At 71.4% G+C, this 24,011-nt stretch carries 21 protein-coding genes and 2 tRNA genes; 5 read left to right on the top strand and 18 right to left on the bottom strand.

Annotated elements, in window-relative coordinates; all coding sequences use genetic code 11:
- Positions 1 to 79: 79 nt before the first annotated feature.
- The 4 genes from ACZ7JZ_RS02960 to folC form a co-directional block, all read right to left on the bottom strand.
- On the bottom strand, positions 80 to 1,099 hold the full coding sequence (locus tag ACZ7JZ_RS02960; RefSeq protein WP_125647420.1) for a rod shape-determining protein: 1,020 nt from the start codon (positions 1,097 to 1,099) through the stop codon (positions 80 to 82).
- Positions 1,100 to 1,386: 287 nt separating this feature from the next.
- The gene (gene ndk, locus ACZ7JZ_RS02955; protein WP_470932541.1) at positions 1,387 to 1,800 is read right to left on the bottom strand and encodes a nucleoside-diphosphate kinase; all 414 of its coding nucleotides are present in this window, start codon (positions 1,798 to 1,800) and stop codon (positions 1,387 to 1,389) included.
- Positions 1,801 to 1,865: 65 nt separating this feature from the next.
- Positions 1,866 to 2,225, bottom strand: coding sequence for a DUF4233 domain-containing protein (locus tag ACZ7JZ_RS02950; RefSeq protein WP_470932539.1), 360 nt, complete (start codon positions 2,223 to 2,225; stop codon positions 1,866 to 1,868).
- A gap of 4 nt (positions 2,226 to 2,229) precedes the next feature.
- Positions 2,230 to 3,741, bottom strand: a complete 1,512-nt coding sequence (gene folC, locus ACZ7JZ_RS02945) for a bifunctional tetrahydrofolate synthase/dihydrofolate synthase (protein WP_470932537.1) — start codon at positions 3,739 to 3,741, stop codon at positions 2,230 to 2,232.
- A 115-nt stretch (positions 3,742 to 3,856) separates the two neighbouring features.
- Here folC and ACZ7JZ_RS02940 point away from each other — a divergent pair, with 115 nt between their 5' ends.
- Positions 3,857 to 4,906: a rod shape-determining protein gene (locus ACZ7JZ_RS02940; RefSeq protein WP_470932535.1), complete on the top strand. Its 1,050-nt coding sequence runs from the start codon at positions 3,857 to 3,859 to the stop codon at positions 4,904 to 4,906.
- 12 nt (positions 4,907 to 4,918) lie between these two features.
- On the opposite strand, the gene ACZ7JZ_RS02935 is transcribed toward ACZ7JZ_RS02940, so the two are convergent.
- Complete coding sequence (locus ACZ7JZ_RS02935; protein WP_470932533.1) at positions 4,919 to 6,067, bottom strand: sensor histidine kinase; 1,149 nt, start codon at positions 6,065 to 6,067, stop codon at positions 4,919 to 4,921.
- Positions 6,068 to 6,312: 245 nt separating this feature from the next.
- Positions 6,313 to 8,934 carry a valine--tRNA ligase gene (locus ACZ7JZ_RS02930; protein WP_470932531.1) on the bottom strand — a complete coding sequence of 874 codons (2,622 nt, stop codon included), beginning with the start codon at positions 8,932 to 8,934 and terminating at the stop codon, positions 6,313 to 6,315.
- Between the two features lie 127 nt (positions 8,935 to 9,061).
- On the opposite strand from ACZ7JZ_RS02930, the gene ACZ7JZ_RS02925 reads away from it, so the two are divergent.
- Positions 9,062 to 10,081: a hypothetical protein gene (locus ACZ7JZ_RS02925; RefSeq protein ID WP_470932529.1), complete on the top strand. Its 1,020-nt coding sequence runs from the start codon at positions 9,062 to 9,064 to the stop codon at positions 10,079 to 10,081.
- Between the two features lie 63 nt (positions 10,082 to 10,144).
- Here ACZ7JZ_RS02925 and clpX read toward each other — a convergent pair whose 3' ends face one another.
- The 5 genes from clpX to ACZ7JZ_RS02900 form a co-directional block, all read right to left on the bottom strand.
- Complete coding sequence (clpX, locus tag ACZ7JZ_RS02920) at positions 10,145 to 11,431, bottom strand: ATP-dependent Clp protease ATP-binding subunit ClpX (protein WP_007264060.1); 1,287 nt, start codon at positions 11,429 to 11,431, stop codon at positions 10,145 to 10,147.
- Between the two features lie 153 nt (positions 11,432 to 11,584).
- Entirely contained in the window at positions 11,585 to 12,253 is a 669-nt protein-coding gene (locus tag ACZ7JZ_RS02915) for an ATP-dependent Clp protease proteolytic subunit (protein ID WP_470932527.1), read from the bottom strand.
- 54 nt (positions 12,254 to 12,307) lie between these two features.
- Entirely contained in the window at positions 12,308 to 12,925 is a 618-nt protein-coding gene (locus tag ACZ7JZ_RS02910; RefSeq protein WP_470932525.1) for an ATP-dependent Clp protease proteolytic subunit, read from the bottom strand.
- Between the two features lie 287 nt (positions 12,926 to 13,212).
- Positions 13,213 to 14,598, bottom strand: a complete 1,386-nt coding sequence (gene tig, locus ACZ7JZ_RS02905) for a trigger factor (protein WP_470932523.1) — start codon at positions 14,596 to 14,598, stop codon at positions 13,213 to 13,215.
- 208 nt (positions 14,599 to 14,806) lie between these two features.
- A tRNA-Pro gene (locus ACZ7JZ_RS02900) sits at positions 14,807 to 14,883 on the bottom strand.
- Between the two features lie 164 nt (positions 14,884 to 15,047).
- On the opposite strand from ACZ7JZ_RS02900, the gene ACZ7JZ_RS02895 reads away from it, so the two are divergent.
- Positions 15,048 to 15,121, top strand: a tRNA-Gly gene (locus tag ACZ7JZ_RS02895).
- Positions 15,122 to 15,191: 70 nt separating this feature from the next.
- Here the strand turns inward: ACZ7JZ_RS02895 and ACZ7JZ_RS02890 are convergent.
- From ACZ7JZ_RS02890 to ACZ7JZ_RS02875, 4 genes are all read right to left on the bottom strand, one after another.
- Positions 15,192 to 15,386: a hypothetical protein gene (locus tag ACZ7JZ_RS02890; protein ID WP_470932521.1), complete on the bottom strand. Its 195-nt coding sequence runs from the start codon at positions 15,384 to 15,386 to the stop codon at positions 15,192 to 15,194.
- 197 nt (positions 15,387 to 15,583) lie between these two features.
- Positions 15,584 to 16,027 carry an HD domain-containing protein gene (locus ACZ7JZ_RS02885; protein ID WP_470933361.1) on the bottom strand — a complete coding sequence of 148 codons (444 nt, stop codon included), beginning with the start codon at positions 16,025 to 16,027 and terminating at the stop codon, positions 15,584 to 15,586.
- Between the two features lie 14 nt (positions 16,028 to 16,041).
- Positions 16,042 to 17,439, bottom strand: coding sequence for a pyridoxal phosphate-dependent decarboxylase family protein (locus ACZ7JZ_RS02880; protein WP_470932519.1), 1,398 nt, complete (start codon positions 17,437 to 17,439; stop codon positions 16,042 to 16,044).
- A 136-nt stretch (positions 17,440 to 17,575) separates the two neighbouring features.
- Positions 17,576 to 18,718 (bottom strand): SpoIIE family protein phosphatase, encoded by a 1,143-nt coding sequence (locus tag ACZ7JZ_RS02875; protein ID WP_470932517.1) that lies wholly within the window; start codon positions 18,716 to 18,718, stop codon positions 17,576 to 17,578.
- 163 nt (positions 18,719 to 18,881) lie between these two features.
- On the opposite strand from ACZ7JZ_RS02875, the gene ACZ7JZ_RS02870 reads away from it, so the two are divergent.
- Entirely contained in the window at positions 18,882 to 20,114 is a 1,233-nt protein-coding gene (locus tag ACZ7JZ_RS02870; RefSeq protein ID WP_470932515.1) for a GNAT family N-acetyltransferase, read from the top strand.
- 33 nt (positions 20,115 to 20,147) lie between these two features.
- Here ACZ7JZ_RS02870 and ACZ7JZ_RS02865 read toward each other — a convergent pair whose 3' ends face one another.
- A complete protein-coding gene (locus tag ACZ7JZ_RS02865; RefSeq protein WP_470932513.1) occupies positions 20,148 to 20,954 on the bottom strand; it encodes an Fpg/Nei family DNA glycosylase in 807 nt (268 codons plus the stop codon).
- A 91-nt stretch (positions 20,955 to 21,045) separates the two neighbouring features.
- Positions 21,046 to 21,534 carry a ribose-5-phosphate isomerase gene (locus tag ACZ7JZ_RS02860; RefSeq protein WP_470932511.1) on the bottom strand — a complete coding sequence of 163 codons (489 nt, stop codon included), beginning with the start codon at positions 21,532 to 21,534 and terminating at the stop codon, positions 21,046 to 21,048.
- Positions 21,535 to 21,765: 231 nt separating this feature from the next.
- On the opposite strand from ACZ7JZ_RS02860, the gene ACZ7JZ_RS02855 reads away from it, so the two are divergent.
- Entirely contained in the window at positions 21,766 to 23,199 is a 1,434-nt protein-coding gene (locus ACZ7JZ_RS02855) for an amino acid permease (RefSeq protein WP_470932509.1), read from the top strand.
- Positions 23,200 to 23,315: 116 nt separating this feature from the next.
- Here the strand turns inward: ACZ7JZ_RS02855 and ACZ7JZ_RS02850 are convergent, their stop codons facing one another.
- Positions 23,316 to 23,900: a biotin transporter BioY gene (locus ACZ7JZ_RS02850; RefSeq protein ID WP_470932507.1), complete on the bottom strand. Its 585-nt coding sequence runs from the start codon at positions 23,898 to 23,900 to the stop codon at positions 23,316 to 23,318.
- Between the last annotated feature and the right edge of the window lie 111 nt (positions 23,901 to 24,011).

Raw genomic sequence — 24,011 nt, 5'->3', positions numbered from 1 at the left:
AACGATCCGCCGCACGGGTCCGGTAGCACCCGTACGGCGGATCTGTGTGTTCCGCATCGTCCCCTGCGAGGGGGGTGTGTCAGCGCCGGGGCTGGGCGTCCAGGACCTGCTGGAGGGCCTCGAACTCCTCGACGCACTTGCCGGAGCCGAGGGCGACGGAGTCGAGCGGGTCCTCGGCGATGTGGATCGGCATGCCGGTCTCGCGGCGCAGCCGCTCGTCGAGCCCGCGCAGCAGGGCGCCGCCGCCGGTCAGGACGATGCCGCGGTCCATGATGTCGCCGGAGAGCTCGGGCGGGCACTTGTCGAGGGTGGTCTTGACGGCGTCGACGATGGCGTTGACCGGCTCCTCGATGGCCTTGCGGACCTCGGCGGCGGAGATGACCACGGTCTTGGGCAGTCCGGAGACGAGGTCGCGGCCGCGGATCTCGGTGTGCTCGTCCTTGTCGAGGTCGTACGCCGAACCGATGGTGATCTTGATCTGCTCGGCGGTCCGCTCGCCCAGGAGGAGGGAGTACTCCTTCTTGATGTGCTGGATGATCGCGTTGTCGAGCTCGTCGCCGGCCACCCGGATGGACTGCGCCGTGACGATTCCGCCGAGGGAGATGACCGCGACCTCGGTGGTGCCGCCGCCGATGTCCACGACCATGTTCCCGGTGGCCTCGTGGACCGGCAGGCCCGAGCCGATCGCGGCCGCCATCGGCTCCTCGATGATGTGGACCTGCCGCGCACCGGCCTGGGTGGAGGCCTCGATCACGGCGCGGCGCTCGACCCCGGTGATACCCGAGGGCACGCACACCACGACGCGGGGACGGGCCAGGTAGCGGCGCTTGTGGATCTTGAGGATGAAGTACCGGAGCATGCGCTCGGTGATCTCGAAGTCGGCGATCACGCCGTCCTTGAGGGGGCGTACGGCGACGATGTTGCCGGGCGTCCGGCCGATCATCTTCTTCGCCTCGGAGCCCACCGCGAGAATGCCGCCGGTGTTCGTGTTGATGGCGACGACGGAAGGCTCGTTCAGGACGATCCCCCGGCCCCTCACGTACACCAGCGTGTTGGCGGTCCCGAGGTCGACAGCCATGTCACGGCCGATGAACGACATTGAGTTCCCCTTGTTCCCCATGAGGAGCGTCTGGCCTTCCCGGTTGAAAGCTGCTGCTGTCAGGAGTCGGCGAGGTGGGTGTGTGGGTGGAGGCCCCATCGTAGTGCCGCAAGTACGGAGACCGCGCGACGGGACTCCGGCTTTCCCGCCGGATCGGATACCCGCCCCCGCTCTTGGTGACGTCGTGTCCGCGCCATGCGTTCCCTGGTCCGGTGCGGAAATACCGAAGGGCGACCGAAATTACTTCGGTCGCCCCAGGTGGAGAGCGCTATTCGGCTGAGCGGGCGTCAGGCGAGGTTCGGGAAGAACAGCTTGAGCTCGCGCTCGGCGGACTCCTCGGAATCCGACGCGTGGATCAGGTTCTCCCGGGTGATGGTGCCGAAGTCGCCCCGGATGGAGCCGGGCGCGGCGGCGATCGGGTCGGTCGGGCCGGCCAGCGCGCGCACGCCCTCGATGGCCCGCTCGCCCTCGACCACGAGCACGACGACCGGGCCGGAGGCCATGAAGCCCATGAGGGGCTCGTAGAACACCTTGCCCTTGTGCTCGCCGTAGTGCGACTCCAGGGTCTCCTGGTCCAGCGTGCGCAGCTCCATCGCGGGGACGGTCCAGCCGGCCTTGCGCTCGATACGGCCGATGATCTCGCCCACCAGGCCGCGACGGACCGCGTCGGGCTTGAGGATGACGAGCGTGCGCTGGGACATGGTGTGGACTCCTTGCGGCATACGGGTGCGGTGCTACGAGGCTACAGGGCCGGGGCCCGGCACCGTCACGCAGCGTCAGGTGCGGGGGCGGCCTCCGCCTGGGCCGCCCAGCGGGCCTTGGCCTCGTCGACCTTGCGGCCGTAGTGGACCGAGCACCACCACAGTCCGGCGAAGACCGCACCCAGGAAGAACATGGTCGGGACCACGAACCCGCTGGCGATCAGACCGATCTGCAGGGCCCAGCCGATCTGCACCGCGCCGGGCCGCGACAGCATTCCGCACAGCAGTACGGACAGCAGCATCGCGACCCCGCACACGGTCCACACCGTGGCCTGGCCCAGGTCCGGGTCCTTCATGGCGACCAGTCCCGCGAAACCGATCACGAAGAACTCGCCGATCAACGTGCTCGCGCAGAGCGTGCGCATCCGCTCAGCCCCTCTTCAGCAGCAGGCGGGCCTCGCCCACCGTGATCACGGAGCCGGTCACCAGGACGCCGGCCCCTCCGTACTCGGCCTCTTCCTCCGCAAGGGTGATGGCCGCCTCCAGGGCGTCGTCGAGCCGGGGCTCCACGACCACCCGGTCGGGCCCGAACACCTCGACCGCGACGGCCGCCAGCTCGTCCGCGGACTGGGCGCGGTAGGTGGAGTTCTCGGTGATGACGACCTCGGCGAGGATCGGCTCGAAGGCCTCCAGGACCCCGCGGACGTCCTTGCCCTCGCTGGTGCCGACCACGCCGATCAGCCGGCTGAAGCCGAAGGCCTCGGTGATCGCCTCGGCGGTCACGCGGGCGCCGGCCGGGTTGTGCGCGGCGTCCAGCACCACCGTGGGGCTGCGCCGGACCACCTCCATGCGGCCCGGGGAGGTCACCGTGGCGAAGGCCCGGCGGACCGTCGCCTGGTCCAGGAGGCGGGCGTGTTCGGCGCCGATCCCGAAGAAGGCCTCGACGGCCGCGAGGGCCACGGCCGCGTTGTGCGCCATGTGGGCGCCGTACAGCGGCAGGAAGATGTCGTCGTACTCGCCGCCGAGCCCGCGCAGCTTCAGCTGCTGGCCGCCGACCGCGACCTCGCGGGAGACCACGCCGAACTCCATGCCCTCGCGGGCCACGGTCGCGTCGACCCCGACGGCCTTCTTCAGCAGGACCTGCGCGGCGTCCACGGGCTGCTGGGCCATGATGACCGTCGCGCCCTGCTTGATGATCCCGCCCTTCTCCTGGGCGATCTCGCCGGGCGTGGAGCCGAGCCGGTCCGTGTGGTCCAGGCTGATCGGGGTGACCACCGCGACCGAGCCGTCGATGACGTTGGTGGCGTCCCAGGTGCCGCCCATGCCGACCTCGACCACGGCCGCGTCCACGGGGGCGTCCGCGAAGGCCGCGTAGGCCATCCCGGTGAGCACCTCGAAGAAGGAGAGCCGGTACTCCTGCGCCGCGTCGACCATCTCGACGTACGGCTGCACGTCCCGGTACGTCTCGATGAAGCGCTCGGGGTCGATGGGGGCGCCGTCGAGGCTGATGCGCTCGGTGATCGACTGGACGTGCGGGCTGGTGTAGCGGCCGGTGCGCAGTTCGAAGGCGTTGAGCAGGGCCTCGATCATGCGGGCGGTGCTGGTCTTGCCGTTGGTGCCCGTGACGTGGATGGAGGGGTAGGCGCGCTGCGGTTCGCCGAGCACGTCCATGAGGGCGGAGATGCGGGAGACCGAGGGCTCCAGCTTGGTCTCGCCCCAGCGCCCGGCGAGCTCCTGCTCCACCTCGCGCAGCGCCTTGTCCACCTCCGGGTCGGCGGGGCGGGCGGGTACGGCGTCGCCCTGCGGCGGCCCGGTCTGGGCCCGCAGGGTGCGGCTTCCGGCCTCGATCACGGCCAGATCGGGGTCGCGGTCGGTCTCCTCGGCGACGATCTCATCGAATTCGTCGGACCGGTCGGCGCTCTCGGGCTGCTGCTCACTCACAGGGCCAGTCTACGGACGGCGCCTCGGGACTTTCGGCCCGGCTGTTTCGGGACCTTCGGCGGAAAGGGCCGCCTGATCGTTATGCAAGCCTTGCCGCAGGGAGATAGGGGAACAAATGCCGCAGGCCAGCGCCAACAAGACTGCTTCGAGCCGCGATATCGGAATAGACCTGGGGACCGCGAACACCCTCGTCTACGCGCGCGGTCACGGGATCGTCCTCAATGAGCCGTCCGTGGTAGCGGTGAAGGCGGGCACGACCACCGCGCTGGCCGTGGGGGCGGAGGCCAAGGAGACCATCGGCCGCACCCCCGGCTCCATCACCGCGATCCGCCCCCTGAAGGACGGGGTGATCTGCGACTACGAGGCCGCGGAGGAGATGATCCGGCACTTCGTGCGCAAGGCCGTGCCGGGCCGCCGCAGCCGTACCCGCATGGTCGTGTGCGTCCCCTCCGGGGTCACCCCCGTGGAGCGGCGGGCCATCGTGCACGCCTCCACCCGGGCGGGGGCCCGCAGCGTGCACCTGATCGAGGAGCCGATGGCCGCCGCGATCGGGGCCGGGCTGCCGGTGTCCGAGCCGCGGGGCTCGATGGTCGTGGACATCGGCGGCGGCACCACGGAGGTGGCGGTGATCTCCCTCGGCGGGATCGTCACCTCGCAGTCCCTGCGGGTGGGCGGCGACCGCCTCGACACCGCGATCACCGACTGGGTCCGCAAGGAGCACGCGCTCCTGATCGGCGAGCGGACCGCCGAGGACGTGAAGGTGGCCATCGGCTCGGCCTGGCCGGTCCCGGACCGGCCCGAACTGGAGTCCGCGGTGTACACCGTGCGCGGGCGCGAGAAGGTCGGCGGGATGCCCAAGACCCTGGAGCTCGGCGCCCCCGACGTGCGCAGCGCGCTCGACGAGCCGGTGGAGGCGATCATCGCGGCCGTCCGGACCACCCTGGAGGAGTGCCCGCCCGAGCTGTCCGGGGACGTGATGGAGCACGGCATCGTGCTGACGGGCGGCGGGGCGCTGCTGCCCGGGCTGGACCTGCGGATGGCCTCGGCCACCGGCATCCCCGTCTTCGTGGCGGACGATCCGCTGGACTGCGTGGCCCTGGGCTCGGGCCGCTGCGTGGAGGACCTGGACACCCTGAACTCCCTGCTGGCCCCGGCCCGGGCCTGAGCGCGGGAGCCGTCAGCCGCGGGGCAGCAGGGCGACGACCTCGTACGCGCCGCCGCGGCGGCCGGCGGTGAGGGTGCCGCCGAGGCTGCGGACCCGCTCGGACATGCTCGCGGTCCCCGAGCCGGCCGAGACGGGGGCCCGCGCGGGCCCCCGGGCGGGCAGGGCGTTGCTGACGGCGATCCGCAGCTGGGGCCCCTCGGCGGACACCGACACCTCGACGGTCTCGCCGGCCGCGTGCTTGGCCGCGTTGGTCAGGCACTCCTGGACCACCCGGTAGACGGCGGCCTGCCGCAGCGGGGACAGCCCGAAGCTCGCCTCGTCCACGTTCAGCCGTACGGGTGAGCCGGCCCGGCCGCTCTCCTCCGCGAGGCCCGGCAGCCCGTCGACCCCGGGGGTGGAGGCCCGTTCCCCGCGCTGGACGATGATCTCGTTGAGCACGAGGTGGGCCCGGCGGGCGGTCTCGGCGAGCTCGTCGAAGTCCTTCCCGTACGCCTGGCCGCGGGACCGCATCGCGAGCACCTCGGAGCGGACGGTCAGCAGGGTCAGCTCCCGCCCCACGAAATCGTGCACGTCGCGCGCGACGGCGGTGCGCTCCTGCTGGACGGCCTGGAGCACGGCGGACTCGGCGCGCCGGGAGTCCAGCTCCCGGACCAGGTCGTGCCGGTAGGCGGCGACGCCGACGGCCGCGGCGAGCACCCCGATGGGGACGACCACGCTGAGGAGTCCGCTGAGGGTCCCGGCCTGGTGGTAGGGCCAGCCGGGCAGGGTGAAGAGCAGGCAGGCGTACCCGATGTAGGCCGCGGTCGCGAGCACCGCGGCGCGGCGGCCCCGGAAGCGCCCGAGGGAGTACAGGGCGAACTGGATCAGCGTCAGCTCGTGCAGCCAGCCGATGAACACCAGGGCGGTGAGGTACGGGAGCCAGGGCGCGCGGCGGCGCAGCAGCACGGTGGCCGCACCCGCGGCCAGGACCAGGACGGCGGTGGCCCCGTTGAGCGAGTTGTCCGCGGCGGCCAGCCCCGGCACGTCGAGGAGCATCAGGGCGAAGCAGCTCAGCGCGGTCAGCAGGTCCACGGCCCGCGGGGTGTGCGCACGGCTGCGGGTGAGGCGGCGGCCCCGGTCCGCGATCCCCCGGACCACCGGGGCGAGCTGCTGCGTGCGCATGTCCTCCATCATCCAAGGCCGCCCCCGCGGATCCGGCCCGGAAGGCGCCCGCATTGCGTGATTTAGGGCACTTAGGAAGGGTCGTACGGCCCTTCCCGCGGCGGGCCTTCCGCCCTGTCCCCGCCCGGATCCGCTCCGTAGCGCCGGAAGCCGTCCGCACACGGCGGAGGCCCCCCGCACCGGTCCGGTGCGGGGGGCCTCCGCCTTCGTACTGCCGTACGACCGTGCGGCCGTACGCCTGCCGGCTAGGCGGCCGGCAGCGCGGCCAGCTGGGACTCGATCCGGGCGATGTCCGCCTCGGCCTTGGCCAGCCGGCCCTTGATCTTGTCCACGACGTTGTCGGGGGCCTTGGCCAGGAAGGCCTCGTTCCCGAGCTTCGCCTCCGCCTGCTGCTTCTCCTTCTCGGCGGCGGCGAGGTCCTTGGCGAGCCGCTTGCGCTCGGCCGCCACGTCGATGGTGCCGGAGAGGTCGAGGGCCACGGTGGCCCCCGCGACCGGGAGGGTGGCGGTGGCGCTGAAGGCCTCGCCCTCCGGCTGCAGGCGCAGCAGCTGGCGGATGGCGGCCTCGTGGGCGGCCAGCGCGGTGCCGCTCAGGTCCAGACGGGCCGGGACCTTCTGGCCGTCCTGCAGGCCCTGCTCCTTGCGGAACCGGCGGACCTCCGTGACCACGGCCTTGACCTGCTCGATCTCGGCCTCGGCGGCCTCGTCGCGGAAGCCGCTGTCCGCCGGCCACTCGGCGATCACCAGGGACTCGCGCCCGGTCAGCGTGGTCCACAGGGTCTCGGTGACGAAGGGGACCACCGGGTGCAGCAGCCGCAGCATGACGTCGAGGACCTCGCCGAGGACCCGGCCGGAGACCTTCGCCTGCTCGCCGCCCGCGAAGAACGTGGTCTTCGACAACTCGACGTACCAGCTGAAGACCTCGTCCCACGCGAAGTGGTACAGGGTGTCCGACAGCTTCGAGAACTGGTAGTCCTCGTAGAAGGCGTCCACCTCGGCGACGGTCTTGTTGAGGCGCGACAGGATCCACCGGTCGGTGGCCGACATCTGCTCCGCCGGGGGCAGCCCGCCCTCGATGGTGGCGCCGTTCATCAGCGCGAAGCGCGTGGCGTTCCAGATCTTGTTGGCGAAGTTCCGGGAGGCCTGGACCCAGTCCTCGCCGATCGGGACGTCGGTGCCCGGGTTGGCACCCTTGGCCAGGGTGAAGCGGACGGCGTCGGAGCCGTACGCGTCCATCCAGTCCAGCGGGTCGACCACGTTGCCGAAGGACTTCGACATCTTCTTGCCGCGCTCGTCGCGGACCAGGCCGGTCAGCGCGATCGTCTTGAACGGGACCTCGCCGTCCATGGCGTACAGGCCGAACATCATCATCCGGGCGACCCAGAAGAAGATGATGTCGTGGCCCGTGAGCAGCACGTCGGTCGAGTAGAACTTCTCCAGGTCCGGGGTCTTCTCCGGCCAGCCGAGGGTGGAGAAGGGCCACAGGCCCGAGGAGAACCAGGTGTCGAGGACGTCGGTGTCCTGGGTCCAGCCCTCGCCGGAGGGCGGCTGCTCGTCGGGGCCGACGCAGACGATCTCCCCGTCCGGGCCGTACCAGATCGGGATCCGGTGGCCCCACCACAGCTGGCGCGAGATGCACCAGTCGTTCATGTTGTCGACCCAGTCGAAGTAGCGCTTCGACATGTCGGCGGGGTGGATCTCGACCCGGCCGTCGCGGACCGCGTCGCCCGCGGCCTTGGCCAGCGGCTTGACGTTGACCCACCACTGCATCGACAGGCGCGGCTCGACCGTGGTCCGGCAGCGCGAGCAGTGGCCGACCGAGTGCTGGTACGGGCGCTTCTCGGCGACGATCCGGCCCTGCTCGCGCAGGGCGCCGACGACCGCGGAGCGGGCGTCGAACCGGTCCAGGCCCAGGAAGGGGCCGTGGACGGTGATGATGCCGTGCTCGTCCATGATCGTCATGGCGGGCAGGTCGTGGCGCTGGCCGATGGCGAAGTCGTTCGGGTCGTGCGCCGGGGTGACCTTGACGGCACCCGTGCCGAACTCCGGGTCGACGTGCGTGTCCGCGACCACCGGGATGGTGCGGTCCGTCAGGGGCAGCTTGATCTGCCGGCCGACCAGGTGCTTGTAGCGCTCGTCGTCCGGGTGGACGGCGACCGCGGTGTCGCCCAGCATCGTCTCGGCGCGGGTGGTGGCGACGACCAGCGAGTCCTCGCCCTCGCCGTAGCGGATCGAGACCAGCTCGCCGGCGTCGTCCTGGTACTCCACCTCGATGTCGGAGATGGCGGTCAGGCAGCGCGGGCACCAGTTGATGATGCGCTCGGCGCGGTAGATGAGCTCGTCTTCGTACAGCTTCTTGAAGATGGTCTGGACGGCGCGGGACAGGCCCTCGTCCATGGTGAAGCGCTCGCGCGACCAGTCGACCCCGTCGCCGAGGCGGCGCATCTGGCCGAGGATCCTGCCGCCGTACTCCTCCTTCCAGCGCCACACCCGCTCGACGAACTCCTCGCGGCCCAGGTCGTGGCGGGACTTGCCCTCCTCGGCGAGCTGCTGCTCGACCTTGTTCTGGGTGGCGATGCCGGCGTGGTCCATGCCGGGCAGCCACAGGGCCTCGTAGCCCTGCATGCGCTTGCGGCGGGTCAGGGCGTCCATCAGCGTGTGCTGGAAGGCGTGCCCCAGGTGGAGGGAGCCGGTGACGTTCGGCGGCGGGATGACGATGGTGTACGGGGGCTTGTCGCTGGCCGGGTCGGCAGTGAAGTAACCACGCTCTACCCAGCGCTCGTAGAGCTTCCCCTCTACCTCGGCCGGCGCGTAGGTCGTCGGCAGTTCGGAGTCGGGGCTGCTGGGTGTCTGCGTGTTCTCGGTCACGGGGCACAGTTTAGAGGCGTAACGGTCCGGTACTGAAACCGGTAACGGGGGCCCCGGGCCCCCACCGCGGCACGGGCTTCCGCCAGGATGTCGGGGACACACGAGACTCCCCAGGGGGACGCAGCAGATGAGCTACAACCAGCCGGGCCCGTACGGCGGCCCGCCGCAGCAGCCGGGTCCGTACGGCCAGCCCGGCCAGCCCAACCCGTACGGGCAGCCCGGCCAGCCCCAGCCCGGCCCCTACGGCGGCCAGCCGGCCCCGCAGCCGGGCTACGGCTACCCGCAGCAGGCCCCGCAGGGCGTCCCCCCGCAGGGCTACGGCTACCCGCAGCAGCCCGGCCAGCCCCCGCAGCCGAACCCGTACGGCCAGCCCCCCGCGCCCCCGCAGCCCCCGTACGGCGCCCCCGGCCCGCAGCCGGTCCCCCTCTACGGCACCGAGCCCCCGGCCAAGCCGAAGAAGACGGGCCTCATCGTGGCCGCGGCCCTCGCCGGCCTCGCGGTGGTCGGCGTCGGCGCGTACATGATCCTCAGCGGCAACGGCCCCGGCGGCGGCAGCGACATCTCCGAGGCCACGAAGGGCTACAAGCTGGTCCCGCCGGCGGCGGTCGCGGAGTTCAAGAAGGGCAAGGACAAGCCCGACGCGTTCACCGCCAAGGACAAGGCCGAGATCGAGGCCGCCGGGGTGAAGAACCCCGAGAAGGTGAACCAGGACTACGAGGCGGGCGGCGGGGCCTCCAACCCGCTGGCGGGCAAGGGCCTCAGCTTCAACGGCTACTTCGGCGAGGTCTCGGACCCCGAGAAGGCCGTGGACGCGCTCTTCATGATGGCGAAGGCCGATGCGGCCAAGGACCAGAAGAACGGCACCGCGGAATTCGTCGGCTCCCCCAAGAGCATCAAGCCCGCCGGCTTCGACGGCGCCGTGCTGAAGTGCCAGGAGATCAAGTTCACCTCCAAGGAGCAGAGTTCGGAGATCCCCACCCCGAAGACCATGGTCTTCCCGGTGTGCATCTGGGGCGACTACAGCACCGTGGCCATGACCTCGGCCATCGACCTCGGCGCCCTCTTCACCGGCAAGCCGGGCTACACCCTCGACCAGACCGCGGAGTACGCCGCGAAGCTCTACAACACGGCCCGTGTGAAGAAGTAGCCGCACGTGAACGGAAAGGGGCGCCCCGCCTGTTGGCGGGGCGCCCCTTCGTGCTGCTCGGGGTCAGGCCGACTTCTCGTGCGGGCCCTGGTCCTTGGGGACGATGCGGGGGACGAGGGTCGGGTTGACGTTGGAGCGGACCACGTCGGCGGTGATGACCACGCGGGCCACGTCCTTGCGGGACGGGACCTCGTACATCACCGACATCAGGACCTCTTCCATGATGGCGCGCAGGCCGCGCGCGCCGGTCTGGCGGAGGATGGCCTGGTCCGCGATGGCCTCGAGGGCCTCGCGCTCGAAGTCCAGCTCCACGCCGTCGAGTTCGAACAGGCGCTGGTACTGCTTCACCAGCGCGTTGCGCGGCTCGACGAGGATCTGGAGGAGGGCCTCCCGGTCCAGGTTGTGCACCGAGGTGATGACCGGGAGGCGGCCGATGAACTCGGGGATCATCCCGAACTTCACCAGGTCCTCCGGCATGACCTCCTGGAACTGGTCGCTCGCCTCGATCTCCCGCTTGGAGCGGATGGTCGCACCGAAGCCGATGCCCTTGGCGCCCGCGCGCGACTCGATGATCTTCTCCAGGCCGGCGAAGGCGCCGCCCACGATGAAGAGCACGTTCGTCGTGTCGATCTGGATGAACTCCTGGTGCGGGTGCTTGCGTCCGCCCTGCGGCGGCACCGAGGCCGTCGTGCCCTCCAGGATCTTCAGGAGGGCCTGCTGGACGCCCTCGCCGCTCACGTCGCGGGTGATCGACGGGTTCTCGCTCTTGCGGGCGACCTTGTCGATCTCGTCGATGTAGATGATCCCGGTCTCGGCCTTCTTGACGTCGTAGTCGGCCGCCTGGATCAGCTTGAGCAGGATGTTCTCGACGTCCTCGCCGACGTAGCCGGCCTCCGTCAGCGCCGTCGCGTCCGCGATGGCGAAGGGGACGTTGAGCATGCGCGCCAGCGTCTGCGCCAGCAGGGTCTTGCCGGAACCCGTGGGCCCCAGCAGCAGGATGTTGGACTTCGCAAGCTCGATCGCGTCGTCACGGCCCTGCGCCCCGCCGTTCTCGCCGGCCTGGACGCGCTTGTAGTGGTTGTAGACCGCTACGGAGAGCGCCTTCTTCGCCGGCTCCTGGCCGACGACGTAGCTCTCCAGGAACTCGTAGATCTCGCGGGGCTTGGGGAGTTCCTCCCACCGCACCTCGCTGGTCTCCGCGAGCTCCTCTTCGATGATCTCGTTGCAGAGGTCGATGCACTCGTCGCAGATGTACACACCGGGACCTGCGATGAGCTTCTTCACCTGCTTCTGGCTCTTTCCGCAGAACGAGCACTTGAGCAGATCGCCGCCGTCACCGATGCGTGCCACGAGGTGCTTCCCCTTCGCCTGGGAGACGCCTGGTTCAGCGCTCCTGGTGCCTCATATCCGACGGTACCTTGCCGGGACCCCATCACGGGGCCCCCTTGACGTGGTTCACATCGCCGTTCGTGGCGATACGGCCACGCCAAGGGGCCGCAAGGATCAGATGTTGTTCATCTTGCGGGTGGAGATGATCTGGTCGATCAGGCCGTAGGCCAGCGCGTCCTCGGCCGTGAGGATCTTGTCGCGCTCGATGTCCTCGCGGATCTTGTCGATCGGCGTGGACGAGTGCTTGGCCAGCATGGACTCCAGCTGGTCGCGCATGCGCAGGATCTCGTTGGCCGCGATCTCCAGGTCGGAGAGCTGCTCGCGGCCGGTGCCGCCGGACGGCTGGTGGATCAGGACGCGCGCGTTCGGCAGGGCCATGCGCTTGCCCGGGGTGCCGGCCGCCAGCAGGACCGCGGCGGCGGAGGCCGCCTGGCCCATGCAGACCGTCTGGATGTCGGGCTTCACGAACTGCATCGTGTCGTAGATGGCCGTCAGCGCGGTGAAGGAGCCGCCGGGGCTGTTGATGTAGATCGAGATGTCGCGGTCCGGGTCCATCGACTCCAGGCACAGCAGCTGCGCCATGACGTCGTTGGCGGAGGCGTCGTCGATCTGCACGCCGAGGAAGATCACGCGCTCCTCGAAGAGCTTCGCGTACGGGTCGTACTCACGCACGCCCTGCGAGGTGCGCTCGACGAAGCGCGGGACGACGTAGCGGTTGTCCACCTGCGCGCCGGTGTAGAGACCGCTCGCGGAGAGGTTGTTCTGCATCTGGGTGTTCACCATCCTGGTGGCGTTCTGCGGGCTGGGGCTGTCCGTGTACGGGTACCGGGCCGGGGCTCAGGCCCCGGTGCCGCCGCCGCCCGGAACGTTGGACGCGGCCGAGATGATCTCGTCGATGAGGCCGTAGCCCTTGGCCTCCTCGGCGGTGAACCAGCGGTCGCGGTCACCGTCGCGGATGATCGCCTCGACGGTCTGGCCGGAGTGGTGGGCCGTGATCTCGGCCATGCGCTGCTTGGTCCGCAGCAGGTACTGGGCCTGGATCTTGATGTCCGACGCGGTGCCGCCGATGCCGGCGGAGCCCTGGTGCATCAGGATGTCGGTGTTCGGGAGCGCGAAGCGCTTGCCCGGGGTACCGCCGGTGAGCAGGAACTGGCCCATGGAGGCCGCCATTCCCATACCGATGGTGACCACGTCGTTCGGGATGTACTGCATGGTGTCGTAGATCGCCATGCCGGCCGTCACCGAGCCGCCGGGGCTGTTGATGTACAGGAAGATGTCCTTCTCCGGGTCTGCTGCCAGGAGGAGGAGCTGGGCCGTGATCTTGTTGGCGATCTCGTCGTCGACCTGCTGGCCCAGAAAGATGATGCGCTCGTTGAGCAGCCGGTTGTAGACGTGGTCGCCGAGGCCGCCGCCGATGGACGGCTCACCCGCAACGTAAGGCATCAGATTCGTCACGTATCCACCTGCTCGTCTCCGACGGCCAAGTGCCGTCTCAGCGTCTCGTTCGGAGGGCAGTGCCCTCGCTATTCATGGACCCTAACGCGCAGGTCGGACAACGCCATCCCGCTTCCCGAACTGTTCGCTGGGAGCGCAAGGTGGAAGAGCCCCGGCGGAGCCCCGGAATCTGGCCGGAAACCGACTCCCCCGGCGCCCCCCGCAGCCCGCCCGGGGATGCCCGAAGGGCCCGGACGCGCACGTCCGGGCCCTTCGGTGCGGGCCGGCCGCAGCCGGTCCGCGGGGGCTTACTTGGCCTCGGCCTCGGCGTCGGCGTCCACGGCGGCCTCGACGACCGCAGCGGCCTCCTCGACCTCGTCCTCGTCGTCGGAGAGGTCGACGACCTCGCCCTTGGTGTCGACGACCTTGGCGGCCTCGACGACGACCGCGAGGGCCTTGCCGCGGGCGACCTCGCCGACGAGCATCGGCACCTGGCCGCCCTCGACGACGGCCTGGGCGAACTGGTCGGGCGACATGCCGGAGGACTGCGCGCGGCGCAGGAGGTGCTCGGTCAGCTCCTCCTGGTTGACGTTCAGCTTCTCCTTGTTGACGAGCTCGTCGAGGACGAACTGCGTCTTGATGCCCTTGACCGCCTGCTCGCGGGTCTCGGCGTCGAACTCCTCGACGGTCTTGCCCTGGAACTCGAGGTACTTCTCCAGCGTCAGGCCCATCTGGCCGAGCTGGTGGTGCTCCAGGTTGTGCTTGCGGGTGTTGACCTCGTCCTCGAGCAGCTTCTCGGGGATCGGGACCTCGACCAGCTCGAGGAGCTTCTCCAGGACGCGCTCCTGCGCCTGGGTGGCCTGGTCGAACTGCTTCATGTTCTCGAGGCGCTTGCGGCTGTCGGCCTTCAGCTCGTCGAGGGTGTCGAACTCGCTCGCCATCTGCGCGAACTCGTCGTCGAGCTCCGGCAGCTCCTTGGCCGCGACGGCGGTCACCTTGACGGTGATCTCGGCGTCCTTGCCCTCGGCGGAGCCGCCCTTGAGCTGCGAGGCGAAGGTGGCCTCGCCACCGGCCTCCAGGCCCTTCACGGCCTCGTCGATGCCGTCGAGCAGCTCGCCGGAACCGATGGTGTAGGAGACGCCGGACGCGACGCCGTCCTCCAGGACCTCGCCGTCGACCTTGGCCTCGAGGTCGATCGTCACGACGTCGCCGTCCTCGGCAGCGCGCTCGACCGGGTTGGTGGAGGCGAAGCGGCCGCGCAGCTGCTCGACGGACTTCTCGACGTCCTCGTCGGTGACCTCGATGGCGTCGACCTCGACCTCGATGCCGGAGTAGTCCGGGATCTCGATGGTCGGGCGGATGTCGACCTCGGCGGTGAAGGCCAGCAGCTCGCCGTCCTTCAGCTCCGTGATGTCGACCTCGGGCTGGCCCAGCGGGTTGACCTCGGCCTCGTTGACGGCCTCGGTGTAGAACTTCGGGAGGGCGTCGTTGACGGCCTCCTCCAGCACCGCACCGCGGCCGAAGCGCTGGTCGATGACCCGGTTCGGGATCTTGCCCTTGCGGAAGCCCTTGACCGTGACCTGCTGGTTGATCTTCTTGTACGCCGCGTCGAGGCTGTCCTTGAGCTCCTCGAAGGGCACCTCGACAGTGAGCCGAACCCGAGTCGGGTTCAGGGTCTCCACGGCGCTCTTCACGGTTCGGTCTCCTTGTGGCTGACTTCTGGGGTTCTGCCGATGCTGCGTATTCAGCGGTCCGGCGGATCGGGCCCGGTACATCAGACACACGGGCACGCAGCTTGCATAGTAGCCGCAAGCGGTCGGCCGCCCACAATGCGATCAAGAGGTGGCCTTGATCGCGAAACGCCTGGCCGGAGCCGGGCGGGCGGAGGGGACGGGCGTGCGCTGGTCGGGGTGGCCGGATTCGAACCGACGACCTTCCGCTCCCAAAGCGGACGCGCTACCAAGCTGCGCCACACCCCGTCGGTGCGACACGTAGGGTACATGCCCGCGGGGTGTGGGATACGCGTGTTTCGCCGCCTGGAACGCCGCCCGCGGCACTGCCCGGAATGTGGTGTGCGCTCCGACGCGGGGACCCGCTAGGATGCTGTCCGTACCGCGGTCTCCTGACCTGCGGTGCGCTGTATGCGGGCGTAGCTCAATGGTAGAGCCCTAGTCTTCCAAACTAGCTACGCGGGTTCGATTCCCGTCGCCCGCTCCACGGTGGAGAGCCGGTCCCGCAGTGCGGGGCCGGCTCTTCGCGTGTCGGCGGCGCTGCGGCGCGCGCCGCCTCAGAGGTCGATGTTGGAGATCGTCGTGCTGAGCGACTCCAGGAACTTTTCGACGTCCGGCGCTATCGAGCTGGAGGCCAGGAAGAAGCCGAAGAGCACGGCGACGATCGCCGGTCCGGTCTTGATGTGGTTGCCGCGGATCAGAATCACCATGATCACGGCCAACAGAACCACCACTGACAGCGAAATGGCCACTACGGATCACACCCTCGGTCGTCCCCTGATCGGCCTTCGTAGGCCCGGGGCGCGCGGCCGCGCACACCCCCACATGGACCATCGTGCCACCAACGGGCCCCGGCTATCCGCCCGGTGGCGAATCGGTGCCGATTCCGGGACGTCCGGATCCCGCCAACGGGCTTCTCCGGCAGCGTGCTTCGGGGCCCGTCCGGCCGTCAGCCGGCCACGAGGCCGAGCAACTCCCTTACGCGGGCGTACTTCAGGGCCAGGCGGTCCCTGGTCGGGGCGTCGAGGACCGCGAGCCGGGCCGGATCGGCGTTGTGCGCGAGGTCGGCCTCTTTGACGAGGAGGGCGCCCGGTGTGGCGAGGATCCGGGCCGTGTACTCCTCGACCGGTTCTCCGGCGCGCTTCGTGACGGCGAGGACCATGTCCTTGACGGACTGCGGCAGTGCGGCCGCGTCCAGTTCGGCCCGGCCGAGGGCCGCGTCCTCCACGGAGTCGTGCAGCCAGGCGGCGGCGATCTGCTGCTCGCTGCCGCCGCGGGCGCGCACGCCCTCGGCCACCGCGCGCAGGTGCTCGGCGTAGGGCCGGCCGGCCTTGTCGGTCTGCCCCTCGTGCGCCGCGCGGGCGAGGGCCTCGACCTCGGCCAGGGTCAGCATCCGGTGCTCCCGGGTCACGGGGCCTCCTTCCTGAGGGCCTCGGCGATGCGCTCCGCATCGGCCCGTGTGGTCCGCCAGTTGGAGAACGCCGCGCGCAGGGCGGGGGTTCCCCCGTAGACGGTCGGGGTCAGGAAGACCTCCGGGGAGACGGCCGCGCGGAGGGCTTCGAGGCGGGCCGGGTCCGGGTCGCCCGCGAGGGTGAAGCAGACGACGTTGAGCCGGACGGGTGCCAGGAGCCGGTAGGCGGGGTCCCGGTCGAGGAGGGCGCCGAGGGCGGCGGCGCAGTCGGCGGTGCGCTCGACGATCTCGCGGTGGCCGCTGCGGCCGTACGCGGCGAGGGTGAACCAGGCGGCGAGGGCGCGCAGCCTGCGGGAGTTCTCCGGGGTGAGGTGGACGAGGTCGGGGTCCTCGCCGAGGGGGCCCAGGTAGGCCGCGGAGTTGCGGAAGACCCGGGCCTGGAGGTCGCGGCGGCGGGTGAACTGCACGGCGCTGTCGTAGGGGACGTTCAGCCACTTGTGGAGGTCGATGCAGACGGAGTCCGCCTCGCCGAGCCCCTCCGTGAGGTGGGCGTGCGCGGGCGAGAGGGCCGCGAAGGCGCCGAAGGCGGCGTCGGTGTGGAGCCAGAACTCGTGGCGGGACTTGAGCGCGGCGACCGCGGCGAGGTCGTCGAAGTCGACGGTGTTCACGGTGCCGGCGTTGGCGACGACGATGCAGGGGCCGGGGGCTTCGGCGAGGGCCCGGTCGAGGGCGGCGGGGTCGACGGCCTCGCGGCCGGGCAGCGTGGGCACCTGCACCAGGGAGCTGCGGCCGAGGCCGAGGACGGACAGGGCCTTGCCGATGGAGGAGTGCGGGGCTCCGGAGAGCACCCGGACCGGGCCGAGGGCGGCGGCGCCGTCCTCGGCGGGCGAGACCCCGAGCCGCTCCCCCAGCCATTCGCGGGCGATGGCGAGCCCGGTGGTGTTGGACATGGTCGCGCCGCTGACGAGGGTGCCGGTGTGGGCGGCGGGGAGGCCGAAGAGCTCGCGCAGCCAGCCGGCGGTCTCGCGCTCCAGGTCCTGGCCGCCGCCGTCGAGGGCGGAGTTGGAGTTCTGGTCGTGGACGGCGGTGAGCCAGTCCCCGGCGAGGGCGGCGGGGGTGGCGCCCCCGGTGACGAAGCCGAGGTAGCGGGGGCCCGCGGAGGCGGAGAAGCGGGGCTCCCAGCGCTCCGCGAAGGCCGCGAGGGCGGCCGCGGTCCCGGCGCCGGACCCGGGCAGCGGGAGCGGCGGGGGCGGGGGCGCCCCGGGGCCCCCGTCGGCCGCGGGGCGTACGACGGGCCGGTCGGAGAGGCCGGCGAGCACGTCGGCGGCGTGGCGGCGGGTGGCGTCGAGGAGGTCGGGGAGGCGGGCCAGGTCGGCGGCGAGCTGCGGGTCCATGGCCGCACGCTAGCCCGCCGCGGGGGCCCGTACCCGGGCCAATCCGCACAGGGTGGCCGGGCGGGCGGCGGGGCGGGCGGGGGTGGCGACCAGGCGGGCCGGTCGGGCGGCGGCGAGTCGGCCGGGCGGCGGCGGGTCAGGACGAGCGGCGGATCAGGAGGAGGGCGCGGTCGTCGTTGACGTCCTTGGCGACCTTCTCGATGAGGTGCCAGGTGGCGCCCTCGAAGCCGGAGGACACGTACCGGTCGGCCTCGCCGGTGAGCCGGTCGATGCCCTCGCTGATATCGCGGTCGGCGGTCTCGACGAGCCCGTCGGTGAAGAGCATCAGGACGTCGCCGGGGCGCAGGTTGCCGCGGGCTGGGGTGAACTCGGCCCCGTCGTAGACGCCGAGCAGCGGCCCCTCGCCGGACTTCTCCTGCCAGCGGCCGGTGCCCGCGGTCAGCTGTACGGCGGGAAGGTGGCCGGCGGAGAAGAGCTCGTAGTCGCCGGTGGCCAGGTCGAGGACCAGGTGGATGGAGGTGGCGAAGCCCTCGTCCCAGTCCTGGCGCAGCAGGTAGCCGTTGGCCGCGGGGAGGAAGGCGGGGGGCGGCAGGGAGCCGAGGAGCCCGCCGAAGGCCCCGGAGAGCAGCAGGGCGCGGGAGCCGGCGTCCATGCCCTTGCCGGAGACGTCGGTGAGGACGGCTTCGAGGGTGCGGCCGCCGTTGGTGCGGGCGGCGACGACGAAGTCGCCGGAGAAGGACTGGCCGCCCGCGGGGCGCAGGGCCATCTCGCGGTGCCAGCCGCGCGGCAGGGCGGGCAGCTTGCTCTGGACGCGGATGCGTTCGCGCAGGTCGAAGAGCATGGTGCCGCCGCGTCGCCAGGGGACGCCGACGCGGCTGCGGAACTGGGCGATGACGAGTCCGAAGAACCCGCAGGCGGCGACCACGAGCACGGTTCCGGGGGTGACCCGGCCGGGCCCCTGGGTGTACGGGCCGAGGACGACGGATTCGACGATCAGGGCGGCGGCGGAGGCGGCGTAGAGCCCGAGGAGGCTGGCGGGGCGCAGCAGCAGGCCGCCCGCGACGATGGGCAGGACGAGGGCGGAGGGGGCGAACCAGACGGGCATGGTGATCGTCCCGAGCGCGATGGCGGGGACGGTCAGCAGCAGTCCGGACAGGGCCAGCCAGTCGGAGGCGTCGCCGCGGAAGTAGTCCACGGCGGATTTCCGCAAGGCTGTGCGGACCCGGTGCGCCGCCTTGCGCATCCGGGCCGAGAACGATTCCACGCGAGCTCCGGCCATTGCTTCGGGACCCTATCCATCCTCGCTGTGGGCGCGCACGCGTACCCCCGGGAAGGGGCCCGGGCGCGGGGGCCGGAGTGCGCGCCGGGGGGCGCTCCGGCGGCTGCGCGCGCCTGCCCGAAATCCGGTCGACCGGGGCGTATTGCCCTGGTAGGCATGGGACATGACGATCGAAATGCGTGTGTTGCGCCCCGAAGAGTGGGATGCCTGGTGGGAGGGGCTGGAGCTGGCTTTCGGCGGGGTGGCGGAGGCCCCGGAGGAGCGGGAGCTGTACCGCGGCCTGACCGAGTGCGAGCGCTCGCTGGGGGTCTGGGAGGACGGGGACACCTGGGTCGGGTCGGCGGGGGCGTTCAGCTTCCGGCTCTCGGTGCCGGGCGGGGCCCTGGTGCCGACGGCGGGCGTGACGATGGTCGGGGTGTCGCCCGTGCACCGGCGCCGCGGGGTGCTGAGCTCGATGATGCGCCGGCTGCTGGACGACGTACGGGCGGCCGGGGAGCCGCTGGCGGTGCTGACGGCCTCGGAGCCGGCGATCTACGGCCGCTTCGGGTACGGCGTCGGGACCTACCAGCTCACGGCGGAGATCGACACGGACCGGGTGCGGCTGTCGGTGCCGGAGGGCACGGACGCGGTGCGGCTGCGGCTGGTGAAGCCGGCGGACGCGCTGGCGCAGTGCGAGGCGGTGTACGCGGCGCTGGTGCCGGGGCGGCCCGGGATGCCGGCCCGGCAGCCGGGCTGGGAGCGGCAGGGGATCACGGACCCGGTGTCCCTGCGCGAGGGGGGCTCGCCGCTCCAGTGCGTCCTGGCGGAGCGCGGGGGGCGGGTGGTGGGCTACGCGCGCTTCCACAACCGGCCGCGGTGGTCGGCTCAGGGCGCGGACGGCGTGGTGGCCGTGCGCGACCTGGAGGCGCTCGATCCGGCGGCGTACGCGGCGCTGCTGCGCTTCCTGTGGGGCATCGACCTGACGGGCACGGTGGAGCTCCGGCGGCGGCCCGTGGACGACGCCTGGCAGTACCTCGTCGACGACGTGCGGCGCTGCAGGGTGGGGCTGCGGGACTCGCTGTTCGTCCGGCTGGTGGAGGTGGGCGGGGCGCTGGAGGCGCGGACGTACGGCTCGCCGGTGGACGTGGTCCTCGGGGTGCAGGACGCGTTCTGTCCGTGGAACGAGGGCCGCTGGCGGCTCACGGGTGACGGCAAGGGCGCGTCTTGTACCCGTACGGACGACCCGGCGGACCTGGAGTTGACGGTGCGCGAGCTGGGTTCGGCGTACCTGGGCGGCGTGCCGCTGACCGCGCTGGCGGCCGCGGGCCGCGTGCGGGAACTGCGGCCGGGGGCGCTGGCGGAGGCCTCGCGGGCCTTCGCGGGCGATGTGGCGCCCTGGCTGCCGCACGGGTTCTAGCTGGGACGGCCCCGAGGGAGCGGCCCGGCCGGTTCAGCGCTGTTGGCAGGCCGGGCACCAGAAGAGGTTGCGGGCGGCGAGACCGGCGGTGCGGATCTCGCCCCCGCAGATGTGGCAGGGCAGCTGCGCCCTGCGGTAGACGTACACCTCGCCGCCGTGGTCGTCCACCCTCGGCGGGCGGCCCATGGCCTCGGGCAGGTGCTCGGGGCGGACCGTGTCGATGCGGTTGTTGCGCACGCCCTCGCGCATGAGGAGGACGAGGTCGGCCCAGACGGCGTCCCATTCGGCGCGGGTGAGGTCGCGGCCGGTGCGGTACGGGTCGATGCCGTGCCGGAAGAGCACCTCGGCGCGGTAGACGTTGCCGACTCCGGCGACGACCTTCTGGTCCATGAGGAGGGCGGCGACGGTGGTGCGGGAGCGGGAGATCCGGTCCCAGGCCCGGTCCGGGTCGTCGTCGGGGCGCAGCGGGTCGGGGCCGAGGCGGTCGTGCACGGCCTTCTTCTCCGGGCCGGTGATCAGGGCGCAGGCGGTGGGGCCGCGCAGATCGGCGTAGTGCTGCTCGTTGCGCAGCCGCAGGCGGACGGTGTCCGTGGCGGGCGGGGCGGGGGCGGGCCCGAAGCCGTACTTGCCGAAGAGGCCGAGGTGGATGTGGATCCAGTCCTCGCCGAAGCCGAGGAAGAGGTGCTTGCCGTGGGCCTCGGCGGTGTCGAGTTCCCTGCCGTCGAGGAGGGCGGCGCCCTCGGCGAAGCGGCCCTGGGGGCTGCCGACCCGGACCGGGCGGCCGCAGAAGCGCTCGGTGTGGTCCTGGGCGAGGCGGTGGATCGTATGCCCCTCGGGCACGGCTGACTCTCCTCGGTCGGTCGGCGCCCGGGGCGGGCGCCGTGCCGGGCCGTCCCCCGCGGGGGACGGCCGCTGGTCCTGCTGGTCCTGCCTAGCGGTCCTGGGGGTGGTGGGCCGGGATCGGGGGCAGTTCGCCGGTGAGCTCGTAGGCGGAGAGCATGTCGATGCGGCGGGTGTGCCGCTCCTCGCCGGAGTACGGGGTGGCGAGGAAGGCCTCGATGAAGGAGACGGCCTCGTCCTGGGTGTGCATCCGGCCGCCGACGGAGATGACGTTGGCGTTGTTGTGCTCGCGGCCGAGCTTGGCGGTCTCGACGCTCCAGGCCAGTACGGCGCGGACGCCCTTGACCTTGTTGGCGGCGATCTGCTCGCCGTTGCCGGAGCCGCCGATCACGATGCCGAGGCTGTCCTTGTCCGCGGCGGTCTTCTCCGCGGCGCGGAGGCAGAACGGCGGGTAGTCGTCGACGGCGTCGTAGATGTGGGGGCCGCAGTCCACGGGCTCGTGGCCGTTGGCCTCGAGCCACTCCACGAGGTGGTTCTTGAGTTCGTAGCCGGCATGGTCGGATCCGAGGTACACGCGCATGGTCCCGAGTGTGGCACGAGCCCCCCTCGGGGGTCGCACGGGGTGGGGGTGCGGTGTCGCCCACGTCACACCGGAAGCTCAAGTTATCCCAAAGTTCCCAGTTGAGGGGGGTCGGGACGATTGGCCCGGACCTTTGCCCTACGGCAACGATCCGGATTCGGGCCTTCCGTCCCGTGTTCATCCCGGGTTTGAATGCCCGGGCTCGTAACCCGAGAACCTAAGGATTCGTCCATGAGCTCCACGACGACCCTTCAGAAGGCAGGCGACTCCTCCGGCAACCCCGGCGCCCCGCAGCCTTCCGACGGTCTGAAGGCCGGTCTCAAGAACCGCCACCTGTCCATGATCGCCATCGGTGGTGTCATCGGCGCCGGCCTGTTCGTCGGCTCCGGCGGCGGTATCGCCAAGGCCGGCCCCGCCATCCTGATCTCGTACGCCCTCGTCGGCACGATGGTCGTCTTCGTGATGCGGATGCTCGGCGAGATGGCCGCCGCGAGCCCGAACTCCGGCTCCTTCTCGGCCTACGCCGACCGCGCCCTCGGCCGCTGGGCGGGCTTCTCCATCGGCTGGCTGTACTGGTTCTTCTGGGTGGTCGTGCTGGCCGTCGAGGCGACCGCGGGCGCGGTCATCCTCGAGGGCTGGATCCCGTCCGTCCCGCAGTGGGCCTGGGCCCTGATCGTGATGGCCGTGCTGACCCTGACGAACCTGGGCTCGGTCGCCTCGTACGGCGAGTTCGAGTTCTGGTTCGCGGGCATCAAGGTCGTCGCCATCGGCGCCTTCGTCGTGATCGGCATGCTCGCCGTCTTCGGCGTGCTGCCGGGCTCGGACAACCCCGGCGCGGGCTTCGCGCACCTGACCGACACCGGCGGGTTCTTCCCGAACGGCTACGGCGCGGTCCTCACCGGCGTCCTGATGGTCGTCTTCTCCTTCATGGGCAGCGAGATCGTCACCCTCGCGGCCGGCGAGTCGGAGAACCCCCGCAAGGCGGTCACCCGGGCCACCAACTCCGTCATCTGGCGGATCGGCGTCTTCTACCTCGGCTCGATCTTCGTGGTGCTGACCCTGCTGCCGTGGAACGACAAGTCGATCACCGAGAAGGGCTCGTACGTCGCCGCCCTGGACTCGATCGGCATCGCCCACTCCGGCACGATCATGGAGGTCATCGTCCTGACCGCCGTGCTCTCCTGCCTGAACTCCGGCCTCTACACCGCTTCCCGCATGGCCTTCTCGCTCGGCGAGCGCGGCGACGCCCCCAAGGCCTTCGCCAAGGTCAACGCCAAGGGCGTGCCGGTCGCGGCCATCCTGGGCTCCACCGTCTTCGGCTTCGTCGCGGTGGTCTTCAATTACACCAACCCCGACACGGTCTTCACCTTCCTCCTGAACTCCTCCGGCGCGATCGCCCTGTTCGTCTGGCTGGTGATCTGCTTCACCCAGCTGAAGATGCGCGGGATCCTGCTCGCCGAGGACCCGGAGAAGCTCACCGTCAAGATGTGGCTCTTCCCGTGGCTGACCTGGGCCACCGCCGGCCTGATCATGTTCGTGATCGGCTACATGTTCTTCGACGACGCGAACCGCGAGGTCGTGACCCTCTCCACCCTGGTCGCGGGCGTGGTCGTGGCCATCGGCGTGGTGCTCGACCGCCGGCGCAGGACCTCGCTGACCCCCTGAGCGGACGGCGGGCACACAGCACGTGCACGTACCAAGGGGAGAACCCCCGGACAACGGCGTCCGGGGGTTCTCCCCTTTTCCTGTGCCCTTCTGCACCGGGGCAGGAAGGGACCGGCTCAGCCGCGGCGGCCCAGGAGCTTCCACACGGTCGGCAGCAGGCCCATGGCCAGCGCGGCCTTGAGGGCGTCGCCGATCAGGAAGGGCACCATGCCCGCCGCGACGGCCGCGGACAGGGACATCCCGGTGGCCAGTGCGAGGTACGGGACCCCGACGGCGTAGACGACCAGCGAGCCGACGGCCATCGCGGCCGCGGTGCGCAGCGCCGAGCGGTCCGCGCCGCGCCGGGCGAGGGCGCCGACCACGGTGGCGGCCAGCAGCATCCCGAGCACGTACCCGAAGGTCGCCCCGCCCGCGCCGGAGGTGCCGCCCGCGAACCACGGCACGCCCGCCATGCCGACCAGGGCGTAGAGGGCGAGGGACAGGAAGCCGCGGCGGGCGCCGAGGGAGGTGCCGACGAGCAGGGCGGCGAAGGTCTGGCCGGTGACGGGGACGACCAGTCCGGGGACCGGTACGGAGACCTGCGCGGCCAGGCCCATCAGGGCCGCCCCGCCGAGGACCAGCGCGGCGTCGCGGGTGCGGCTGGCCGGGATCAGGTCGGCGAGGACGGCGCCGGGGCGGAAGGGGACGGAAGCGGTGCTCATGGGGGCTCCGTGGAACTCGGGGGGAGTGGACCGTGAGGGGACGCGGGGCGGGAGGGCGGCCCCCTCGGGGAGGGACACCGCGACGCTAGCCGCGGCCGGGGGCCCGGCCCC

It is taken from the genome of Streptomyces sp. NPDC038213 (assembly GCF_055600495.1).
This window is presented reverse-complemented; position numbering and strand designations above follow the sequence as displayed.

Coding starts and splice junctions, on each gene's coding strand:
- ACZ7JZ_RS02950 (WP_470932539.1), bottom strand. CDS start 2,225: ATGCGCACGCTCTGCGCGAGCACGTTGATCGGCGAGTTCTTCGTGATC.
- ACZ7JZ_RS02855 (WP_470932509.1), top strand. CDS start 21,766: ATGAGCTCCACGACGACCCTTCAGAAGGCAGGCGACTCCTCCGGCAAC.
- ACZ7JZ_RS02915 (WP_470932527.1), bottom strand. CDS start 12,253: ATGGTGAACACCCAGATGCAGAACAACCTCTCCGCGAGCGGTCTCTAC.
- ACZ7JZ_RS02940 (WP_470932535.1), top strand. CDS start 3,857: ATGCCGCAGGCCAGCGCCAACAAGACTGCTTCGAGCCGCGATATCGGA.
- ACZ7JZ_RS02875 (WP_470932517.1), bottom strand. CDS start 18,718: ATGGCCGGAGCTCGCGTGGAATCGTTCTCGGCCCGGATGCGCAAGGCG.
- ACZ7JZ_RS02960 (WP_125647420.1), bottom strand. CDS start 1,099: ATGTCGTTCATCGGCCGTGACATGGCTGTCGACCTCGGGACCGCCAAC.
- ACZ7JZ_RS02925 (WP_470932529.1), top strand. CDS start 9,062: ATGAGCTACAACCAGCCGGGCCCGTACGGCGGCCCGCCGCAGCAGCCG.
- ndk (WP_470932541.1), bottom strand. CDS start 1,800: ATGTCCCAGCGCACGCTCGTCATCCTCAAGCCCGACGCGGTCCGTCGC.
- ACZ7JZ_RS02870 (WP_470932515.1), top strand. CDS start 18,882: ATGACGATCGAAATGCGTGTGTTGCGCCCCGAAGAGTGGGATGCCTGG.
- ACZ7JZ_RS02860 (WP_470932511.1), bottom strand. CDS start 21,534: ATGCGCGTGTACCTCGGATCCGACCATGCCGGCTACGAACTCAAGAAC.
- ACZ7JZ_RS02935 (WP_470932533.1), bottom strand. CDS start 6,067: ATGCGCACGCAGCAGCTCGCCCCGGTGGTCCGGGGGATCGCGGACCGG.
- ACZ7JZ_RS02885 (WP_470933361.1), bottom strand. CDS start 16,027: ATGCTGACCCTGGCCGAGGTCGAGGCCCTCGCCCGCGCGGCGCACGAG.
- ACZ7JZ_RS02850 (WP_470932507.1), bottom strand. CDS start 23,900: ATGAGCACCGCTTCCGTCCCCTTCCGCCCCGGCGCCGTCCTCGCCGAC.
- ACZ7JZ_RS02880 (WP_470932519.1), bottom strand. CDS start 17,439: ATGGACCCGCAGCTCGCCGCCGACCTGGCCCGCCTCCCCGACCTCCTC.